Annotated in this window: 15 protein-coding genes; 7 read left to right on the forward strand and 8 right to left on the reverse strand. The window is 74.3% G+C overall.

What is annotated here, in order from left to right; genetic code table 11:
• Positions 1–130: 130 nt before the first annotated feature.
• The 6 genes from AB0E98_RS23260 (at position 131) to AB0E98_RS23285 (ending at position 6,342) form a co-directional block, all read left to right on the forward strand.
• Positions 131–1,174: a ketoacyl-ACP synthase III gene (locus AB0E98_RS23260; protein ID WP_361705661.1), complete on the forward strand. Its 1,044-nt coding sequence runs from the start codon at positions 131–133 to the stop codon at positions 1,172–1,174.
• Positions 1,171–1,920: a glycosyltransferase family A protein gene (locus AB0E98_RS23265; protein ID WP_361705663.1), complete on the forward strand. Its 750-nt coding sequence runs from the start codon at positions 1,171–1,173 to the stop codon at positions 1,918–1,920. The genes AB0E98_RS23260 and AB0E98_RS23265 overlap by 4 nt, the downstream gene beginning before the upstream one ends.
• On the forward strand, positions 1,920–3,407 hold the full coding sequence (locus tag AB0E98_RS23270; protein ID WP_361705665.1) for a class I adenylate-forming enzyme family protein: 1,488 nt from the start codon (positions 1,920–1,922) through the stop codon (positions 3,405–3,407). Before AB0E98_RS23265 ends, AB0E98_RS23270 begins: the two co-directional genes overlap by 1 nt.
• Positions 3,404–4,600, forward strand: coding sequence for a cytochrome P450 (locus AB0E98_RS23275; RefSeq protein WP_361705668.1), 1,197 nt, complete (start codon positions 3,404–3,406; stop codon positions 4,598–4,600). Before AB0E98_RS23270 ends, AB0E98_RS23275 begins: the two co-directional genes overlap by 4 nt.
• Positions 4,597–5,559, forward strand: a complete 963-nt coding sequence (locus tag AB0E98_RS23280) for an NAD(P)-dependent oxidoreductase (RefSeq protein WP_361705671.1) — start codon at positions 4,597–4,599, stop codon at positions 5,557–5,559. Before AB0E98_RS23275 ends, AB0E98_RS23280 begins: the two co-directional genes overlap by 4 nt.
• A 192-nt stretch (positions 5,560–5,751) precedes the next feature.
• The gene (locus AB0E98_RS23285) at positions 5,752–6,342 is read left to right on the forward strand and encodes a hypothetical protein (protein ID WP_361705674.1); all 591 of its coding nucleotides are present in this window, start codon (positions 5,752–5,754) and stop codon (positions 6,340–6,342) included.
• 23 nt (positions 6,343–6,365) lie between these two features.
• Here the strand turns inward: AB0E98_RS23285 and AB0E98_RS23290 are convergent, their stop codons facing one another.
• The 4 genes from AB0E98_RS23290 to AB0E98_RS23305 all read right to left on the reverse strand — a co-directional run bounded on the left by AB0E98_RS23290 (position 6,366) and on the right by AB0E98_RS23305 (position 10,877).
• Positions 6,366–6,581: a DUF5133 domain-containing protein gene (locus AB0E98_RS23290; RefSeq protein ID WP_361705676.1), complete on the reverse strand. Its 216-nt coding sequence runs from the start codon at positions 6,579–6,581 to the stop codon at positions 6,366–6,368.
• A 107-nt stretch (positions 6,582–6,688) separates the two neighbouring features.
• Positions 6,689–7,135, reverse strand: a complete 447-nt coding sequence (locus AB0E98_RS23295; protein ID WP_361705679.1) for a nitroreductase family deazaflavin-dependent oxidoreductase — start codon at positions 7,133–7,135, stop codon at positions 6,689–6,691.
• Positions 7,136–7,290: 155 nt separating this feature from the next.
• Positions 7,291–9,651: a collagenase gene (locus AB0E98_RS23300; protein WP_361705682.1), complete on the reverse strand. Its 2,361-nt coding sequence runs from the start codon at positions 9,649–9,651 to the stop codon at positions 7,291–7,293.
• A 260-nt stretch (positions 9,652–9,911) separates the two neighbouring features.
• Positions 9,912–10,877 carry a LysR family transcriptional regulator gene (locus AB0E98_RS23305; protein WP_361705684.1) on the reverse strand — a complete coding sequence of 322 codons (966 nt, stop codon included), beginning with the start codon at positions 10,875–10,877 and terminating at the stop codon, positions 9,912–9,914.
• A gap of 101 nt (positions 10,878–10,978) precedes the next feature.
• Between AB0E98_RS23305 and AB0E98_RS23310 the strand changes: the two genes are divergently transcribed.
• Positions 10,979–12,178 (forward strand): M6 family metalloprotease domain-containing protein, encoded by a 1,200-nt coding sequence (locus tag AB0E98_RS23310; RefSeq protein WP_361705687.1) that lies wholly within the window; start codon positions 10,979–10,981, stop codon positions 12,176–12,178.
• A 78-nt stretch (positions 12,179–12,256) separates the two neighbouring features.
• On the opposite strand, the gene AB0E98_RS23315 is transcribed toward AB0E98_RS23310, so the two are convergent.
• The 4 genes from AB0E98_RS23315 to AB0E98_RS23330 are packed head-to-tail and all read right to left on the reverse strand — an operon-like array spanning position 12,257 to position 16,186.
• On the reverse strand, positions 12,257–13,249 hold the full coding sequence (locus AB0E98_RS23315; RefSeq protein WP_361705688.1) for an ABC transporter ATP-binding protein: 993 nt from the start codon (positions 13,247–13,249) through the stop codon (positions 12,257–12,259).
• Entirely contained in the window at positions 13,246–14,265 is a 1,020-nt protein-coding gene (locus AB0E98_RS23320) for an ABC transporter ATP-binding protein (protein WP_361705691.1), read from the reverse strand. Before AB0E98_RS23320 ends, AB0E98_RS23315 begins: the two co-directional genes overlap by 4 nt.
• Positions 14,265–15,251, reverse strand: coding sequence for an ABC transporter permease (locus AB0E98_RS23325; protein WP_361705694.1), 987 nt, complete (start codon positions 15,249–15,251; stop codon positions 14,265–14,267). The genes AB0E98_RS23320 and AB0E98_RS23325 overlap by 1 nt, the downstream gene beginning before the upstream one ends.
• Entirely contained in the window at positions 15,248–16,186 is a 939-nt protein-coding gene (locus tag AB0E98_RS23330) for an ABC transporter permease (protein ID WP_361705696.1), read from the reverse strand. The genes AB0E98_RS23325 and AB0E98_RS23330 overlap by 4 nt, the downstream gene beginning before the upstream one ends.
• Positions 16,187–16,200 lie beyond the last annotated feature (14 nt).

Here is a 16,200-nt window from a genome sequence, read left to right on the forward strand (position 1 = left end):
CCCCGTACCCGTCCGTATCCGTCCGTATCCGCAGCTCAGAGCGGAGCCCACCGTTCTGCCTGATCTCCTCAGCCGCACTTGAGTACGCGTACTCACGCCGTCACCCGGGAGGGACCGGAAGCTTGACGGCATGTGCGAGAACAGCAAGACCGTGTGCCGGACCCGGGGCGGGGCCGGCATCACCGCCACCGGGTCGTACCTGCCCGAACGGACCCTGACCTCCGAGCGATTGCAGGAGGAGGTGGCCCGCGCCGCCGGGCTCCCGCTGCCCCGGGGGCTCTTCCGGCGGACCACCGGCATCGTCACCCGCCGCGTCGCGGCCGACGGCGAGTACGCCTCGACGCTCGCCCTCGGCGCGGCCCGCCGCGCCCTGCGCTCCGCCGGCCTCCACCCGCTCGACATCGACCTGCTGATATACGCCTCCGCGACGCGCGATGTCGCCGAACCGGCCACCGCGCACATCGTCCAGGCCGCCCTGGGCTCCACCGCGCACTCCCTCGACGTCAGCAACGCCTGCAACAGCTTCCTCAACGGCATCGACACGGCCCGCGCCATGATTCTGGCCGGCCGTGCCCGGCGCGCCCTGGTGGTCACCGGGGAGACCCCCAGCCGCGCGATACGCCGCGCCCCCGCCGGCCCCGAGCAGTTCCGCGACGGCTTCGCCGGCTACACCTTCGGGGACGCCGGCGCCGCCGTCGTGATCGAACCGGTCGACCGGGGCGGCATCCTCGACGTCGGCACCGAGACCCACTCCGAACACTGGTCCGTCGGCGGCATCTTCGGCGGCGGCTCCCGCCACCCGCGCTCCGAGGAGCACACCTACTTCCACGGCGACGGCCGCGAACTGCGCGAGGTGTTCGAGAAGAGCGGCACCGCCGTCCTCGACCGCGTACGCCACCGCACCGGCCTGGACTGGGACGACTACCGGCACGTCCTCGTCCACCAGGTGACCCTGCCCTACCTGGAACGCTTCGTCGAGCTCAGCGGCGTCCCCCGGGACAAGCTCGTCCTCACCGTGCCCGAACTCGGCAACATCGCCAGCGCCACCCTCGGCGTCCAGCTCGACCGGATCCACGGCGCACTCGCCCCCGGCGACCGCGTCCTGTTCGTCGGCCTCGGCGGCGGCATCAGCGTCATGACCATGGTCTGGGAGAAGTCGGAGGCGGTCGCGTGACCACCGAACTGTGGGTCGTCGTCCCCGCCCACCAGGAAGAGGCCCGCATCGACGACACCCTGCGCGCCCTCGCCGCCCAGCACGACCGCGACTTCACGCTCGTCGTCGTCGACAACGCCTCCACCGACGGCACCGGCCGGATCGCCCGGGACTTCGCCGCCCGCGCCCCCTTCCCCGTCCACGTCCTGGACGAGCCCGAGAAGGGCGTGGGCTGCGCCGTCGACACCGCCTTCCGCCACGCCATCGACCACGGCGCCGCCTACCTCGCCCGCACCGACGCCGACTGCCTGCCCCGGCCCGCCTGGACCGCCGCGGCGCACGCCGCCCTCACCCGGCGCCCCGGCCCCGGGCTCGTCTGCGGCCGCATCGACGCCCGTCGCGACGAACACGGCCCCCTCGGCCGCGCCGCCTTCCGCGCCGCCGTCGCGCTCGCCGCCGCCTTCGGCCGGCTGCGCCCCGCCCACGCCCGCCGGCACGGCTACCTCGCCCCCTACCGGATGCACGCCGGCAACAACATGGCCATCACCGCCGCGCTCTATCTGACCGTCGGCGGCATGCCCCGGCGCCCCTCGCCCACCGACCGGGCCTTCCTCAACCGCGTCCGCCGCCACACCACGGCCATCACCCACGCCAAGGACATGGTCGTGGAGAACTCCACCCGGCGCCTGCGCGCCTACGGCCTCGCCGGCACCGCCCGCTGGTACCTCGACAAGGGCTGCGGCCCGCTCGGGGAGGACCCGCGCTGATGCTCGACCGCCTCGACCACGCCCTGCGCCGCCACCCCCACCACCCCGCCGTCCTCACCACCACCCGAACCGGGACGATCCGCGTCCGCGCCACCCGGGGCGACCTCGCCGACCTCGCCGACGCCTACGCGGCCGCCCTCCACGCCCGGGGCCTCGCAGCCGGCGACACCATCGGCGTCGCCGTACGCCCCGGCCCCCGCGCCCTCGCCGTCCTCCTCGCCGCCGACCGGCTGGGCCTGCGGGCCGCCGTCCTCGACCCCGGCGCGGGCCCCGACGTGCTGCGCGCCCGCCTCGCCCTGGCCCGGCCCGGCCTCGTCCTCGCCGACGCCACCGCCCAGGCCGTCGCCGGCTGGGCCCGGCCCCTGGCCCGCCGCGTCCGCCTCGCCCTCCCCGACCTGGGCGAGCTCGGCCCCGTCGCCACCCTCGGCCCCCGGCTCCCCGGCTGCGCCGTGCCCCTGGACCTCACGGCGCCGCGCACCGCCCTGCCCGCGCGGCCGGACGACGACGGCGACGCGGCCGTCGTCTTCACCTCCGGGACGACCGCGCGACCGCGCGCCGTGGTGCACACCCGCTCCTCCCTCGCGGCGGGCATGCGCGCCGTCACCGGACTCGTCGCGCCCCGCCCCGGCCGGCCCGTGCTCGGCGGTACCTTCTTCGTCCTCGTCCCGTCCCTGGCCCAGGGCGCCCCGGTAGCGCTCCCCGCCCGCCGGCCGCGCGTCCTCGCCCGCCAACTGGCCCGGCTCCGCCCCCAGGCCACGTACCTGACACCCCCGCAACTCCGGGCGGCGCTCGGCGTCGGCGCCGCCTTCACGGGCGGCGTCTGGACGGGCTCGGCGCCCGCGAGCGCCGAACTGCTCACGCGCGTCAAACGCGCCGGGGCGGCCGAGGCGTGGGGCGTCTACGCCCTGACGGAACTCTTCCCGGCCGCCGCCGTGGAACAGGCCGAGAAGGCCGCGTTCACGGGCGACGGCGACATCGTGGGCACCCCGTTGCCCGGCGTCGAAGCCCGCCGCGACACCGGCGGCGAACTGCTCCTGTCCGGGGCCGCCGCCCGCCACCGCTACCTCGGCGAGGACCCCGACCCCTGGGTCCGCACCGGTGACCGGGCGCGCATGGACGCGGGCCGGATCGTGCTGGAGGGCAGGAGCAAGGACATGGTGCTGCGCGGCGCCGAGAACATCTACCCCGGTCTGTACGAACCGGCCCTGCACGTCCCCGGCGTCGAACTCGCCCTGCTCGTCGGCGTCCCCGCGCCCGACGGCGACGAACGGCTCGCCGCCCTCGTCCAGCCCCGGCCGGGTACGGACCCCAGCACGCTGCGCACCGCGCTCGCGGCGCCCCTCGCCCGGATGGGCACGGCCCACCCCGACGCGGTCCTGTTCACGGACATCCCTCTCGCGGGCCGCTCCCGCAAGCCGGACCGCGCGGCCGCCGCACGGAAGGCGGCGGCGTTGCTCGCGGGGCGGGGAGCGGGTGGGGTGCGGTGACGGCGCCGCCTCGGGGGAGCGGTGGGGGCCGCGCCCCGGCCGGAACGGGCGGTGCGGGCGCCGCACGCAGGCGGGACCGGTGGGTCTACCGGGCGGGGCATCCCGTCCTCTTCGCCCTGCTCGCCGTGGCGCGCCACAAGCCGGTCCTCCGCATCGGCCGGACCGTGCTCGTCCACGACGTCGACGCCCTGCGGCACGCGCTGACCCGTCTGCCGCTGGACCGGACGGCCGCCGGGACGACCGGGCGGGCCGCGCGGTCCGCCCTGGAGCCGGGCGATGGGGCCCTCACCGGCGGTGTCCTGTTCGACCAGCAGGGCGCGGCCCACCGCGCCGCGCGGCGAGGGCTCGCCGACGGGTTGTCCGCCGCGGGCGTGGCCCGCCTACGGCCGCTGTGGCAGGACACGCTGGCGCGTGGCCTCGCCCCGCTGGCCGAGGGGCGGGACGTCGACCTCGTGGCCCTGGCCCGGGAGGCGGCCGGGGTCACGGCGTGCGCCCTGTTGGGAGTGGACGCCGACCCGCTGCGGCTCGCCGACGCCGCCGCCGGTGCCGCCGCGGCGGCCGTACGGGAACACCTCCCCTCCCTGCCCCGGCCCTGGGCCCGTTCCGGGAACGGCGCCGTGGACGCCGCGCGGCGGCTGCGCGACATGCTCCACGAACCCGGCCGCGACCCTGCCGAGGACGCCGCCGCCCGGGCGATGCTCGCCGTCGCCTCCGTCACCACCGTCGTCGCCGCATTGCCCCGTGCCGCTGCCTGGTGCGCGGACGCCGGCTGGTGGGACCGGGCGGCCGACGACACGTTGCGCCCCGCCCTGGCCCGGGAGCTGCTGCGCGTCACCGCGCCGTCGCCGCTGCTGCCCCGCGTCGCGGCCGGACCGGGCACCCTGGGCGGCCGCCCCGTACGGGCGGGCGACCGGCTGCTGCTGGTCGCCCGTCACGCCGTCCGCGCGCACACCGACGACCCCGACTGCCACCACCCGGCCGAACCCGCCCTGTCCCGGCTCGTCTTCGGCGCCGGACCGCACGCCTGCCCCGGGGCCCGGCTCGCCACCGTCCAGCTGGAGGACTTCCTGTACGCCCTCGCCCCCTACCGCCCCGTCGTCGTCCGTGCTCGCGCCGACCGCCGGGCCGCGCTGCCCGGCTGGCGCTCGCTGGTCGTCCGGCCGGACGCGAACCCCGCACCGGAGCCGGTATGAGCCCGGCACCGCCGTCGCTCCGTATCGCCGTCACCGGGGCGAGCGGCTTCTGCGGATCCCACATCGCCCTCGCCGCGGCCCGGTTCGCGGACGTGGTGTGCGTGGGGCGCCGCCCCGGCCCCGTCGGCCGGCACGTCCCCTGGGACGCCGCGCGCGAGGCGCCCGGCCTCGCGGGCGCCGACGTGATCGTCCACTGCGCGGCCGCCGTCGGCGACCCCGCCCCCGGCTCCCGCGCCGAGGCCCTGATGCGCGCCGTCAACGTCGACGGCACCGCCCGCCTGATGGACGCCGCCGCCGGGCGCCCCGTCGTCTGGATCAGCAGCGCCAGCGTCTACGACCCCCGAGCCGACCGCTCCCTGGTCCGCGAGGACCACCCGGTCTCCGGCCAGCTCAACGCCTACGGCCGGACCAAGGCGGCCGGCGAGCGCCTCGCCCTGGACGCCGGCGCGGTCGTCCTGCGGCCCCGGGCCGTCTACGGCCCGGGCGACCCCCACCTGTTGCCCCGGCTGTGCTCCCGCGTCCGCGCCGGCACGCTCCTGCTGCCCGGCCCGGACGTACCGCTGAGCCTGACGGCGGTGGAGAACCTCGCCGACGCCGCGCTCGCCGCCCCCGGCTGGCCGCCGGGCGCCTACAACATCGCCGACGCCGTCGCCCACGGCCGCGACGCGGCCCTGCGCCGGGTGCTGCGGGCCCATGGCGTCCGGGCCCGGATCCGTCATCTGCCGCTGGGCCTGGCCCGGTCCGCCGCCCGTGCCGCCGAGGCGGCGGCGCGGCTGCGCCCGGACGCCGAGGCCGCGCTCTCGCGCTACGCCGTGGACCAGCTCGCCCACCCGGTCGTCCTGGACACCGGCAAGGCACGCGCCCAGGGCTGGTTGCCCCGCCGGACCCTCGACGACCACCTGGCGGACGTGGCCGGGACGGCCGGGAGGACGGGCGACCACGACCGCGACCGCCCGTGACCGCGTCCCGGGCGGCGATCCGGCCGACTTGCCGCCGCCGTCACCCGGGGTGCGCCGCATGAACCCTGGTGGACACCTGGCGTGTTTGCCCGCCCCGGCCGGTCCTCGCCCTGGCCACGCGCGCGTCAGCTGCGGTAGGCAGCAGGGGGCAACCGCCCGCACGCGCACACCCGTCCCTCGGTTGGAGGACCCATGCGCACATCCCACAGAGCCGCGCTCGCCGCGGCCGTGGCCTTCGCCGGACTGTCCGCCGCCATCGTGCCGACGAACAGCGCCGCCGACACGCGGTCCGCCTTCGCGGACCAGGCCGTCCGCGCCGGCCTGACGGCCGCCCAGACGGCCGGGCTCCAGCAGCGCGTCGCCGCGTACCTCGACGCGACGGGCGGCCGCCGGATCGCGCTCAACAAGATCGCCGCGAAGGGCGGCACCATCCTCGTCACGGTGCCCGGCGAGACGTACGCGCGGGAGCTGAACGGCGCGCTGGACCGCTCCGCCCCCGCGAGCGCCCTGGCGGCCTTCTCGGTGGACTGCCCGTATCTGTACTTCTGCGGCTGGAAGGGCGCCAACCGCTCCGGAGACCAGTGGAACATCTCCAAGTGCGGAGTCCAGCAGGAGATCCCGGACGGCTGGAACAGCGGTGGTTCCTGGCAGAACAACCAGTCCAGCGGCACCCGGGCCCGGATGTACGGCAAGAGCCGCAATCCGATCTACACCACTCCGCCGGCCCCCTACGGCCCGGTCAACGGGGACTGGGCACCGGTCTGGTACGTCCAGGCCTGCTAGCGCCGCGCCGACGGTGGCGGGGGTCAGTCCGCCGCCCGGCCCGCTCCGGGCACCCGGCGTCGCGCGGCGGCCAGGGCCGCGTCGATGTCACGGGTGCCCGTCGACACGCACAGGGTGTAGACGACGTCCTCCAGCCGCCGCCGGTTCGTGGGGTCCTCGGCACCCGATGCCAGTGCGCGCTCGAGCGTTGTGTACCGCCGGACGAGCTCGTCGAGCACGGCAGGGTGGGCGAGCAGCATGGAATCTCCTCCGGGTGGGCCTGGACGACAGTTCGTCGTGCGTCTGCCCGGACGTCCCGGTCCCATGCCACCCGAGCCGGGTACCGCTCCCGCCGCCGGGAGGAGCGTCAGTGCGCGATGAGGGAGGGCTCCAGGACGAAGACGGGGATCTCCCGAGAGGTCTTCTCCTGGTAGCCGGCGTAGTCCGGCCACACCTCGACCGCCCGCGCCCACCACAGGGCCCGCTCCTCGCCGGTGACCTCACGGGCCGTCATGTCCTGGTGCAGCGTGCCGTCCCGCAGCTCCACCCGGGGGTCGGCGACAAGGTTGTGGTACCAGACCGGGTGTTTGGGGGCGCCGCCCTTCGAGGCGACGGCGGCGTACACGCCCTCGTGCTCCACCCGCATCAGCGGCGTCTTGCGGAGCTTGCCGCTCTTCGAGCCCAGGGTCGTCAGGAGAATGACCGGGATACCCCGCAGGGTCGTTCCCTTGGCACCCCCGGAGCTCTCGATCAGTTCGACCTGGTCCCGCACCCACTCGGCCGGGCTCGGCTCGTACTCGCCCTTCAGTGGCATGTCATCGTCCCTTTCTCCGTCCGGGAACCCCCGCGCGGATCCGTACCGCGCGTGCCGTCCCATCAAATACCGAAAAGCATGCGGCTATTCCCGTTCCGGAGGAAGATGTCCGGACGTCGCCCCCGGCCCGGCGGGGGCGACGTCACCCGGGTGGGTCAGCCGCGCAGCGGTCCCTCACAGCTGTAGTCCGCCGTGCCCGCGGCGCGGCCCGGCCACACGTCGACCGTGCCGAAGGAGCAGTTCATGTCGGCGAGGTTGGTGGATCCCGCCTTGGCGCGGTCGAGGACGAAGTAGTCGACCGTCCCGGACATGTCCTTGAAGACCGCGTCGGAGTCGCCCGGGCTGCTCAGGTTGGCGGTGATCCGGCCGGTGCAGACGAACCGCGGCCGGTCGGGGGAGCCCGCGGCCCGGCAGTCGGGCGTCTGGCCCGTCGCGGCGGCGAAGGACGAGCGGACGGCCGCGGCCGAGGCGTCGCGCAGCCGGTTCACGGGGGTGAACGTGGTGGACGGCACGTACAGGTCCTTGACCTTGCCGATCTGCCGGTCGAGGAAGGCGTCGTAGCCGCGCTGCACGGACCCGTCGCGGCTCATGCGGTCGCGCCAGGCGTCGTAGCCCGCCACGTCGTTCGCCCGCAGGCGGTCGTACATCTCGCGCAGCAGCGACGGCCGCTCGCTCCACAGGTACTCGAAGAACGTGCCCGCGTAGTTGTAGAAGCGGAAGCCGTCGCGGTCGTATTCGGCGTGCAGCAGCTGGTCGACGGACATGCGCGGCTTGCCGCCCGCGGTGTCGTTGACGATGCCCTGCACCAGCGACTTGCGGACCTTGATGCCGCCGTCGCGGGTCGAGCCGGCGAAGAACTCGGCGGTGCCCTCGTCCATGGCGGTGGTGCGGTCGTTCCGGTACCAGGGGCCCTCGCCGAAGCTGCCGGGCACGGCCCAGCGGCCGTTGAGGTAGTGGGTGTACTCGTGACGGAAGAGCTCTTCGAGGGTGAGTGTGGAGTCCTGCGGCACGCGGCGCTCGTAGGTGTAGAAGGTGGCGCCGTTCTCGATGTAGATGCCGCCGTTGTTCGTGCTCATGCCCGTCAGGAGCGGGTGGTAGATCTCGTAGTCCGAGCGGGAGGCGTACAGCACGATGTTCAGCGTGGAGTTGGTGTCGCCGGCCAGCGGCCGCTCGGTGCCCAGCACGCGGTGGAACTGCGCCTTGACCTGCTTGCTCGCGTAGTAGAGCCGGTCGACGGCGGCCCGGTCGAGCGCGGTGCGGACCTTGATGCCGCCGTTGTCGTAGGTGTAGGCGGACGGGAAGAGGCGGCGCTCGATGTCCTCCTTGCAGACCCCGTACTGCTTGCACAGGCCCAGGGTGTTGAGCCAGCCGACCGTCTTGCCCCACGGCTCGCTGCCCTGGCCGAAGTTGCGGACGACGGTGTCCAGCAGCCCGCCCAGGGAGGAGGTGATCTCGCTCTTCACCGCGTCGACCTGGCTGAGCCGGCCGTATTCGTTGAGCGCGTCGCGCACGACCCAGGCGTTGTCCGTGCCCTTCAGGTGGGTGTATCCGGCGAAGGCCTTGAGGGCGGACCGGTAGGCGGGGTCGGCGGCGACGGCCGCGTCGAAGGCCGGGTCGTCGTTGTACACGCCCAGGTAGCCCACGGACAGCGCGCCGAGTGCGGCGCCGCCCCAGCCCGGGTCCTTGGCGGTGTCGGGGTGGGAGCCGTCCATCATGGCCAGCACCCGCTTCATCAGCGGCAGCTGGTACTGGCGCAACTGCGGTGTGCCGGCGGCGTAGAGGGCCTCGCGCAGGGTCTCGCCGTTGACGCGCGTGGCGTCGAAGGTGTGGGAGCCGCTTCCGAAGTAGTGGACCGCGCGGCGGACGGCCTCCACGGTCGTCGCGTCCGAGAGGTCGATCTCGTCGTGCGAGAAGTCGTGGTAGGCCGCCGCGTGGAGGTAGGTGAACATCTCCAGCAGGTGGGAGGTGTTCTTCCCGTCGTGCCAGTAGCCGTAGCGCTCCGCGCGCTGGGCGACGGCGCGGACGTTCTCCCTGGAGAAGACCCGGGGCATCCGTGAGTCCCACGTCCACAGGACCTCGCGCAGACAGCCGTCGGCGGTGACGGCCGGGTCCATGAGGAAGTCGGCGAACTGCTCGGGGTTCAGCCGGGAGATGCCGTCGACGGTGCAGGGCACGCTTGTGCCGCCGACGGTGACGCGCGGGGCGACGGACTTCGCCGAGCCCTTGGCGGAGGCCTTGCCGTCCTTGCCCTTCTGCGGCCCGGGCACGTGCCCGTCGGTGAGGCCGCCCGGCGCGGCGGGCGGCTGACCGGTGGGCTTCGGTGCCTTGGCGAGGCGGGTGACCTCGTCGAAGGGGTTGGGGGTGAGGGCGTCGGAGCGTACGGCCGCGGTGGGGGCGGCGGCCGGTTTCGCGGGGGTGGGGGAGTCCGCGTGGCCGGTCTGGACGGCCGTGGCGCAGAGGGTCACTGCTATGGCGGTGGTGAGCAGGGATCTGCGCACGGTTGTGGAGTGGAACACCGATGAACTCCTGTGGGAGGTGTGGGAGGTGTGGGAGGTGGAGCGGCGGCGTGCGACGACAGGCAGCGCGCACGCCGGAAGACGACGACGCACCGGACATCAACCGCCCTGTGACAGGCGGTACGTGGGGGACCGGTGAGACGCCATGTGATGTGTAACGTAGTAATGTGAAATGGCACTGACAAGCCCTCAGAACCATCCGATTTCCGGAAGGGGTGAGACGGGGGGTCGGATTCCAGGAGTTCGGGCGACGTCTCGGATCACCGTGCCAACTGCGCTGACCTGGGATGACGTTCACGCCACCGGGCATATACGGGACTGCTCGCGCAGGCCGCCAGATAGTCCGCGCCGACCCTGCGCACGATCTCCCCGCCGCGGCCGGCCAGCGGACCGTCGCGACGCCAGCCCAGCACATGGCGGTACCACAGCGGAGCGCCGGCCAGCGGGCGCACCACCACGCCCGGCACCTCCAGGAAGGTGGCCTGGCACAGACTGACGGCGAGCCCCGACCGCACGATCTCGATCAGCTGCCGGCCCTCCGCCTCATAGGGCGTGCGCGGCCGACGGCCCGTCAGGGCCAGTGCGGTCGACCAGTATTCACGGGTCCGGTCGCTGTCGGGACGGGGCACCGCCCATTCCTCCTCGACGAGCCGGCCCAGGCTCACCTCCTCCCGGGCGGCCAGCGGATGAGCGGCGGGCAGCAGCGCGAAAACGGGCTCGCTGACCAGCGGGTGCAACTCGACGCCGCCCGGCGGCGACAGCTCCTGCCCCGGGCTGTCGCCGAGGACGGCCGCCTCCAGGCGCTCGGCCGCCAGGTCGTCGAGCAGCGGCGCGGGGGCGTACTGACAGCGTGCCGTCACCTCGGCCCCGGGCAGCAGCGCGCGTATCGTGAGGATCAGATGGCCCAGCAGCGGCGCGCCCACCGACCCGACGCGCACCCGGTCCGGAGCCGCCCGGTGGCGCGCGGCCCGGGCGGTGTCGGCCAGCAGACCGTCGACGCCCGGCAGGACGGCACGGGCCCGGGCCAGGACCAGCTCCCCGAACGGGGTGGCCGCGACACCCGAGCGCCCGCGGTCGAAGAGTGCCCCGCCCAGCATCGCCTCGATCCGCCGGAGCTGGGCGCTCAGCGCGGGCTGGGTCGTGCCCAGCGACGCCGCGGCACGCGTGAGGCTGCCCGCCTCCTCGATCGCGCACACCACCCGCAGGTGCCGTAACTCGAGATCCATGCCGCGGATGTTATGAACGGGCGTGAGCTTCCCGACAGGCCCGGGTCGTCAGCACCCTTATGCGAAACATCACACGTGAGTACGAGGGGAGTTCACGACCCATGAGGAGATTCCCTTCCTCCGGACCGGCACGGTCCGCACTGTTGCCGACGGCGTCGGCAGCCGCCCTGCTCCTCCTGTGCACCCCGCCCGCCTCGGCGGGCACGGCGGCACACGACAGACCCTCGGCGTGCGCCTTGCCCGGCACCACGGGCTGGACCGACGAAGGGCACGACACCGACTACTCCGTCTTCAAACGCCCCTCCGGGCCCGTCCGGGTCGCCATGATCTTCGTCGACTTCCCCGACGCGCCCGCCACCGAGTCCCCGGCCGACGTCGCAGCCGGGATCACGCCCGGCGCGGACTGGATGCGGAAGGCCTCCTACGGCAAGGCGTGGCCCGCCCTCACCCAGTACCGCCGCTGGGTGCGCATGCCCCACGCGGCCGCGGACTACGGCTGGGCCCGAGGGCTCAGCCACGAAGCCCACGAGGCATACGTCAAGGACGCCGTGACCGCGGCCGACCCGCACGTGGACTTCTCGCGGTACGACACGGTCTACGTCGTGCCGACCCGGAACGCCTCCGCCATCTCCTTCTCGCCCACCTACATTTACGAGCCCGGCACGCCCGGCGTCGTGGCCGACGGGCACCGGATCAAGTGGGCGGTGACCTTCGGCCAGGACATCTGGCACTGGGGCCCCAGGATCGTGGGCCACGAGACGGCCCACACCTTCGGCCTGCCCGACCTCTATGCCTTCGACACGGGCGGTGACGCCCACCGCTTCGCCGGCGGGTGGGACGTGATGGGCCTGATCGGCGGGGCCGCGCCGCAGTACTTCGCCTGGCAGTCGTGGAAGCTCGGCTGGACCCGGGACGGCCAGGTCGTCTGCCGGGCGTCCAGGGGCGGCGACACCGTCCGCCTGACCGCCGTCGAGTACGTGGGCGGCACCAAGATGGCCGTCGTCCGCACCGGCCCCACGACCGCGTACGTCGTCGAGTCACGGCGGGCGACCGGGACGGACGCCCGCGCCTGCGCGACCGGCGCGCTGGTGTACAAGGTCGACTCCTCCGTGGAGACCGGCAAGGGCCCCATCCGCGTGATGGACGCCCGGCCCGGCGCCACCCCGCCGAGCGGCTGCCGGCCGCTGGACGATGCCCCCTACCGGGCGGGTCAGTCCTTCACGGACCCCGCCGCGGGCGTGCGCATCGACGTGCTCACCTCCGGCTCCCGCGGTGACACGGTGCGCGTCACCAGGACGTGAGCGGCACGCGCCGGACACGGCTGTGCCCTGGATCCACGGAGGGATCCAGGGCACAGCCGCGTGCGGACCGGCCGTTGTTCAGAGCGCCTCGGCTCCCACCGCCGGGAAGTGACAGGCCACCTCCCGTGCCTCGCCCGGCACCACGGTCCTCGGCAGCGGGGCCTCGCTCCGGCAGACGTCCCGCGCCCTGGGGCAGCGGGGGTGGAAGGCGCAGCCGGGCGGGGGAGCCGCGGGGCTCGGCGGGTCACCCAGGAGCACGATCCGCTCGCGGGCCCGTTCCGCGGCCGGGTCGGGCAGGGGGACCGCCGAGAGCAGGGCTTGCGTATAGGGGTGTGCGGGGGCCGCGTACACCCTTTCCCTGTCGCCGACTTCCACGATCCGCCCCAGGTACATGACGGCGACCCGGTCGCACACCCGCTTGACCACGGACAGGTCGTGGGCGATGAAGAGGCAGGCGATGCCGAGTTCCCGCCGCAGCTGCTCCATGAGATTGACGATCTGGGCCTGTACGGAGACGTCGAGGGCCGAGACCGGCTCGTCGGCGACGATCAGCCGGGGGCCGGTGGCGAGGGCCCGGGCGATGCCGATGCGCTGGGCCTGGCCGCCGGAGAACTCGTGCGGGTAGCGGTCGATGTGCTCGGGGATGAGCCCCACCAGCTCCATCAGCTCCACGGCCCGCTTCCGGGCGTCCGCCGCCGGACTGCCCTGCACCAGCAGCGGGTCGGCGATGATCCGGGCGACCGTCTGCCGCGGGTTGAGGGAGGAGTGCGGGTCCTGGAAGACCATCTGCAGCTCTTTGCGGAGCGGCTTCAGCTCGCGCTGCCGCAGGCGGCTGATGTCCCGGCCGTCGTAGGCGATCGACCCGGAGGCCGGCTCCAGGAGCCGTACGATCGCGCGGCCGGTGGTGGACTTGCCGCAGCCGGACTCCCCGACCAGGCCCAGGGTCTCACCGGCCGCCACGTCGAAGGAGACGCCGTCGACGGCCCGTACGGGCGCCGTGCGGCGCCGCCTGCCGGGGAAGGTCACCGTCAGGTCGCGGACGGAGAGCAGGGGACGGGCGGGCGCGGTCATCGGGTACCTCCGCGGGCGTCGGCGCCGGAGCGCAGGGGGAGATGGCAGGCGACGAGCCGCCCGTGGGAGAGCGCCGGCTCGGGCCTGGTCTCCTCGCACCGGCGCCGCTCGGCGTCCGTCGCGGCCGCCGCGACGGGGCAGCGCGGTGCGAAGGGGCATCCCGGGGGCGGGGCGAGCAGTGAGGGCGGGTTGCCGGGGATCGCCCGCAGAGGTGCGTCGCCGGTGTCGTCGAGGCGGGGGAGGGAGTCGAGCAGGCCCTGGGTGTACGGGTGGGCGGGGGCGGCGAACAGGGCGTCCACCGACGCGTGTTCGGCTGTCCGGCCCCCGTACATCACCAGCACGTCCTGGGCGATGCGGGCGACGACGCCGAGGTCGTGGGTGATGAGGACGACGGCGAGCCCGCGCTCCTGCTGGAGCCGGGCGATCAGCTCCAGGATCTGGGCCTGGACGGTGACATCGAGGGCGGTGGTCGGCTCGTCGGCGATGAGCAGGTCGGGCTCGCAGGCCAGCGCCATCGCGATCATCGCGCGCTGGCGCATCCCGCCGGAGAACTGGTGCGGATACTCGCCCGCCCGGCGCGCGGGCTCCGGGATGCCGACCTCGCCGAGCATCTCGACGGCCCGTCTGCTGGCCGCGGCACGGCGGGAGCCGAAGTGGACGCGGTGGTGTTCGGCTATCTGCTCGCCGACGGTGTAGTAGGGGTGGAGGCTGGAGAGCGGGTCCTGGAAGACCATCGCCATGCGCCGCCCGCGCAGCCGGTTCAGCTCGCGTTCGGGCAGGCCGACCAGCTCGCGGCCGTCGAGGACGACGGATCCGGTGACCTCGGCTGCGGAGTGCAGGCCCAGCACCGCCAGGGACGTGACGGACTTGCCGGAGCCGGATTCGCCGACGATGCCGAGGGTCCGGCCGCGGTGCACCGAGAAGCCGAGGGAGTCGACGGCCCGCACCGGTCCGTGCCTGGTGGGGAAGGTGACGGTCAGGTCCGTGACGGACAACAAGGGCCGTTCGGCGGTCATCAGTACCTCACTCGCGGGTCGACGACGGCGTAGAGCAGGTCGACGGCCAGATTGGCGACGACGATGAAGGCGGCGGCCAGCAGCGTGACGCCGAGGACGACCGGCTGGTCGCCGGTGGACAGCGCGCCGTAGAAGAGCCGGCCGATCCCCGGCAGCCCGAAGATGGACTCGGTGATGACCGCGCCCGCGAGCAGCCCGCCCAGGTCCATGCCGAAGAGGGTGAGGATCGGGGTCATGCCCGCCCGCAGCCCGTGCTTGACGACGACGGTGCGGCGCGGGAGGCCCTTGGCGCGGGCGGTGCGGATGTACGGCTCCGCCATCGCCTCGATCATCGAACCGCGGCTCTGGCGGGCGTACATGGCGACGTACAGGACGGCAAGCGCCAGCCACGGCAGCAGCAGGTTCGACGCCCAGTGGACGGGGTCGTCGCCCAAGGACACGTACTGCGGGTACGGGAGGAGGCCGGCCGTGCGGATGAGCCCGTAGATCAGCATCATCGAGGTGAAGTAGACCGGCAGCGAGGCGGCGGCGACGGCCCCGGCCATCAGGGCGCGGTCGGTGAAGGTGTCCTTGCGCAGGGCCGCGGTGACCCCGGCGGTCAGGCCGAGGAGCAGCCAGAGCACGGCGGCGCCCAGCGCCAGCGAGGCGGAGACCGGCAGCCGGTCCATCAGCAGGTCCCAGACCGCCTCGGAGTTCTCGTACGAGTAGCCGAGGCAGGGGAAGCCGCAGTGGAGGGTGTACTGGCCGGTGCCCAGGGTGCGGCCGGTGAAGATGCCGGTGACGAAGTCCGCGAACTGCCGCCACAGCGGCTGGTCGAGGCCCATGTGGGCGCGGATGGCGGTGAGCCGCTCGGCGCTGCACGACTTGCCGCAGGCCGCGGCCGCGGGGTCGGAGGGCAGGACGTAGAAGATGGTGAAGGTGACGGCGGCGACGGCGACGAGCACGCCGGCGACGCCGAGGAGCCGGCGGCCGAGGTAGAGGATCATGCGCGGGCGCTCCTGGGGTCGAGGACGTCGCGCAGCGCGTCGCCGAGCAGGGTGAAGGCGAGCACGGTCAGGAACAGGCAGGTGCTCGGGATGACGAAGTACATGGGGTCGGTGTCGTAGAAGGCGACGCTCTCGGCGATCATCTGGCCCCAGGAGGGCGTGGGCGGGCGGACCCCGACGCCCAGGTAGCTCAGCGCCGCCTCGGTGGCGATCATGCCGGGGACGATCAGGGTGGTGTAGGCGATGACGGGTCCCGAGACGCCGGGGAGGACGGCGTGGGTGAGGATCCGCCAGGGCCCGGCGCCGCTGACGCGCGCCGCGTCGACGTACTCGCGGCGCTTGAGCGAGAGGGTCTGGCCGCGCACGACCCGGGCGACGCCGGGCCAGCCGAACAGCCCGATGACCGCGGTCATCAGCACGACGCGGTTGACGTCCTTCGCCACCGACAGCATGGCGATCATGAAGATGAGGGAGGGGAAGGACATGGTGAGATCCATCAGCCGGGAGAGCACGGCGTCGGTGCGGCCGCCGAAGTAGCCCGCCGCGATGCCGACCGCCGTCCCGGCGACGACGACGATCGCGGTGGCGGTGAGGGCGATGAGCAGCGAGACCTGGGCGCCGTGGACGACGCGGGCGAAGAGGTCGCGGCCGGTGACGGGCTCGACGCCGAGCCAGTGGTCGGCGGAGATCCCGCCGAGCGGGCCGATGGGCTGGCCGCCCAGGTAGGGGTCGACGGCGGTCTTGTCGAACTCCTCGGGCGAGAAGCCGCACAGCGCGCTCAGCAGCGGGGCGCCCGCCGCCATGAGCAGGAAGAGCGCGACGACGCCGAGGGAGATCTGTACGGAGGCGCGGCGGCGCAGCTCCGCGCGGGCGAGCTGCCAGGGGCCGCTGCCCGCGGGCAGGGCGGCCGGGGCGGGGGTCGTGGTGGTGGTCATCGTGGGGCGCCCTC

The sequence above is a fragment of the Streptomyces sp. NPDC037389 genome (assembly GCF_040636475.1).
Taxonomy (GTDB): domain Bacteria; phylum Actinomycetota; class Actinomycetes; order Streptomycetales; family Streptomycetaceae; genus Streptomyces; species Streptomyces hesseae.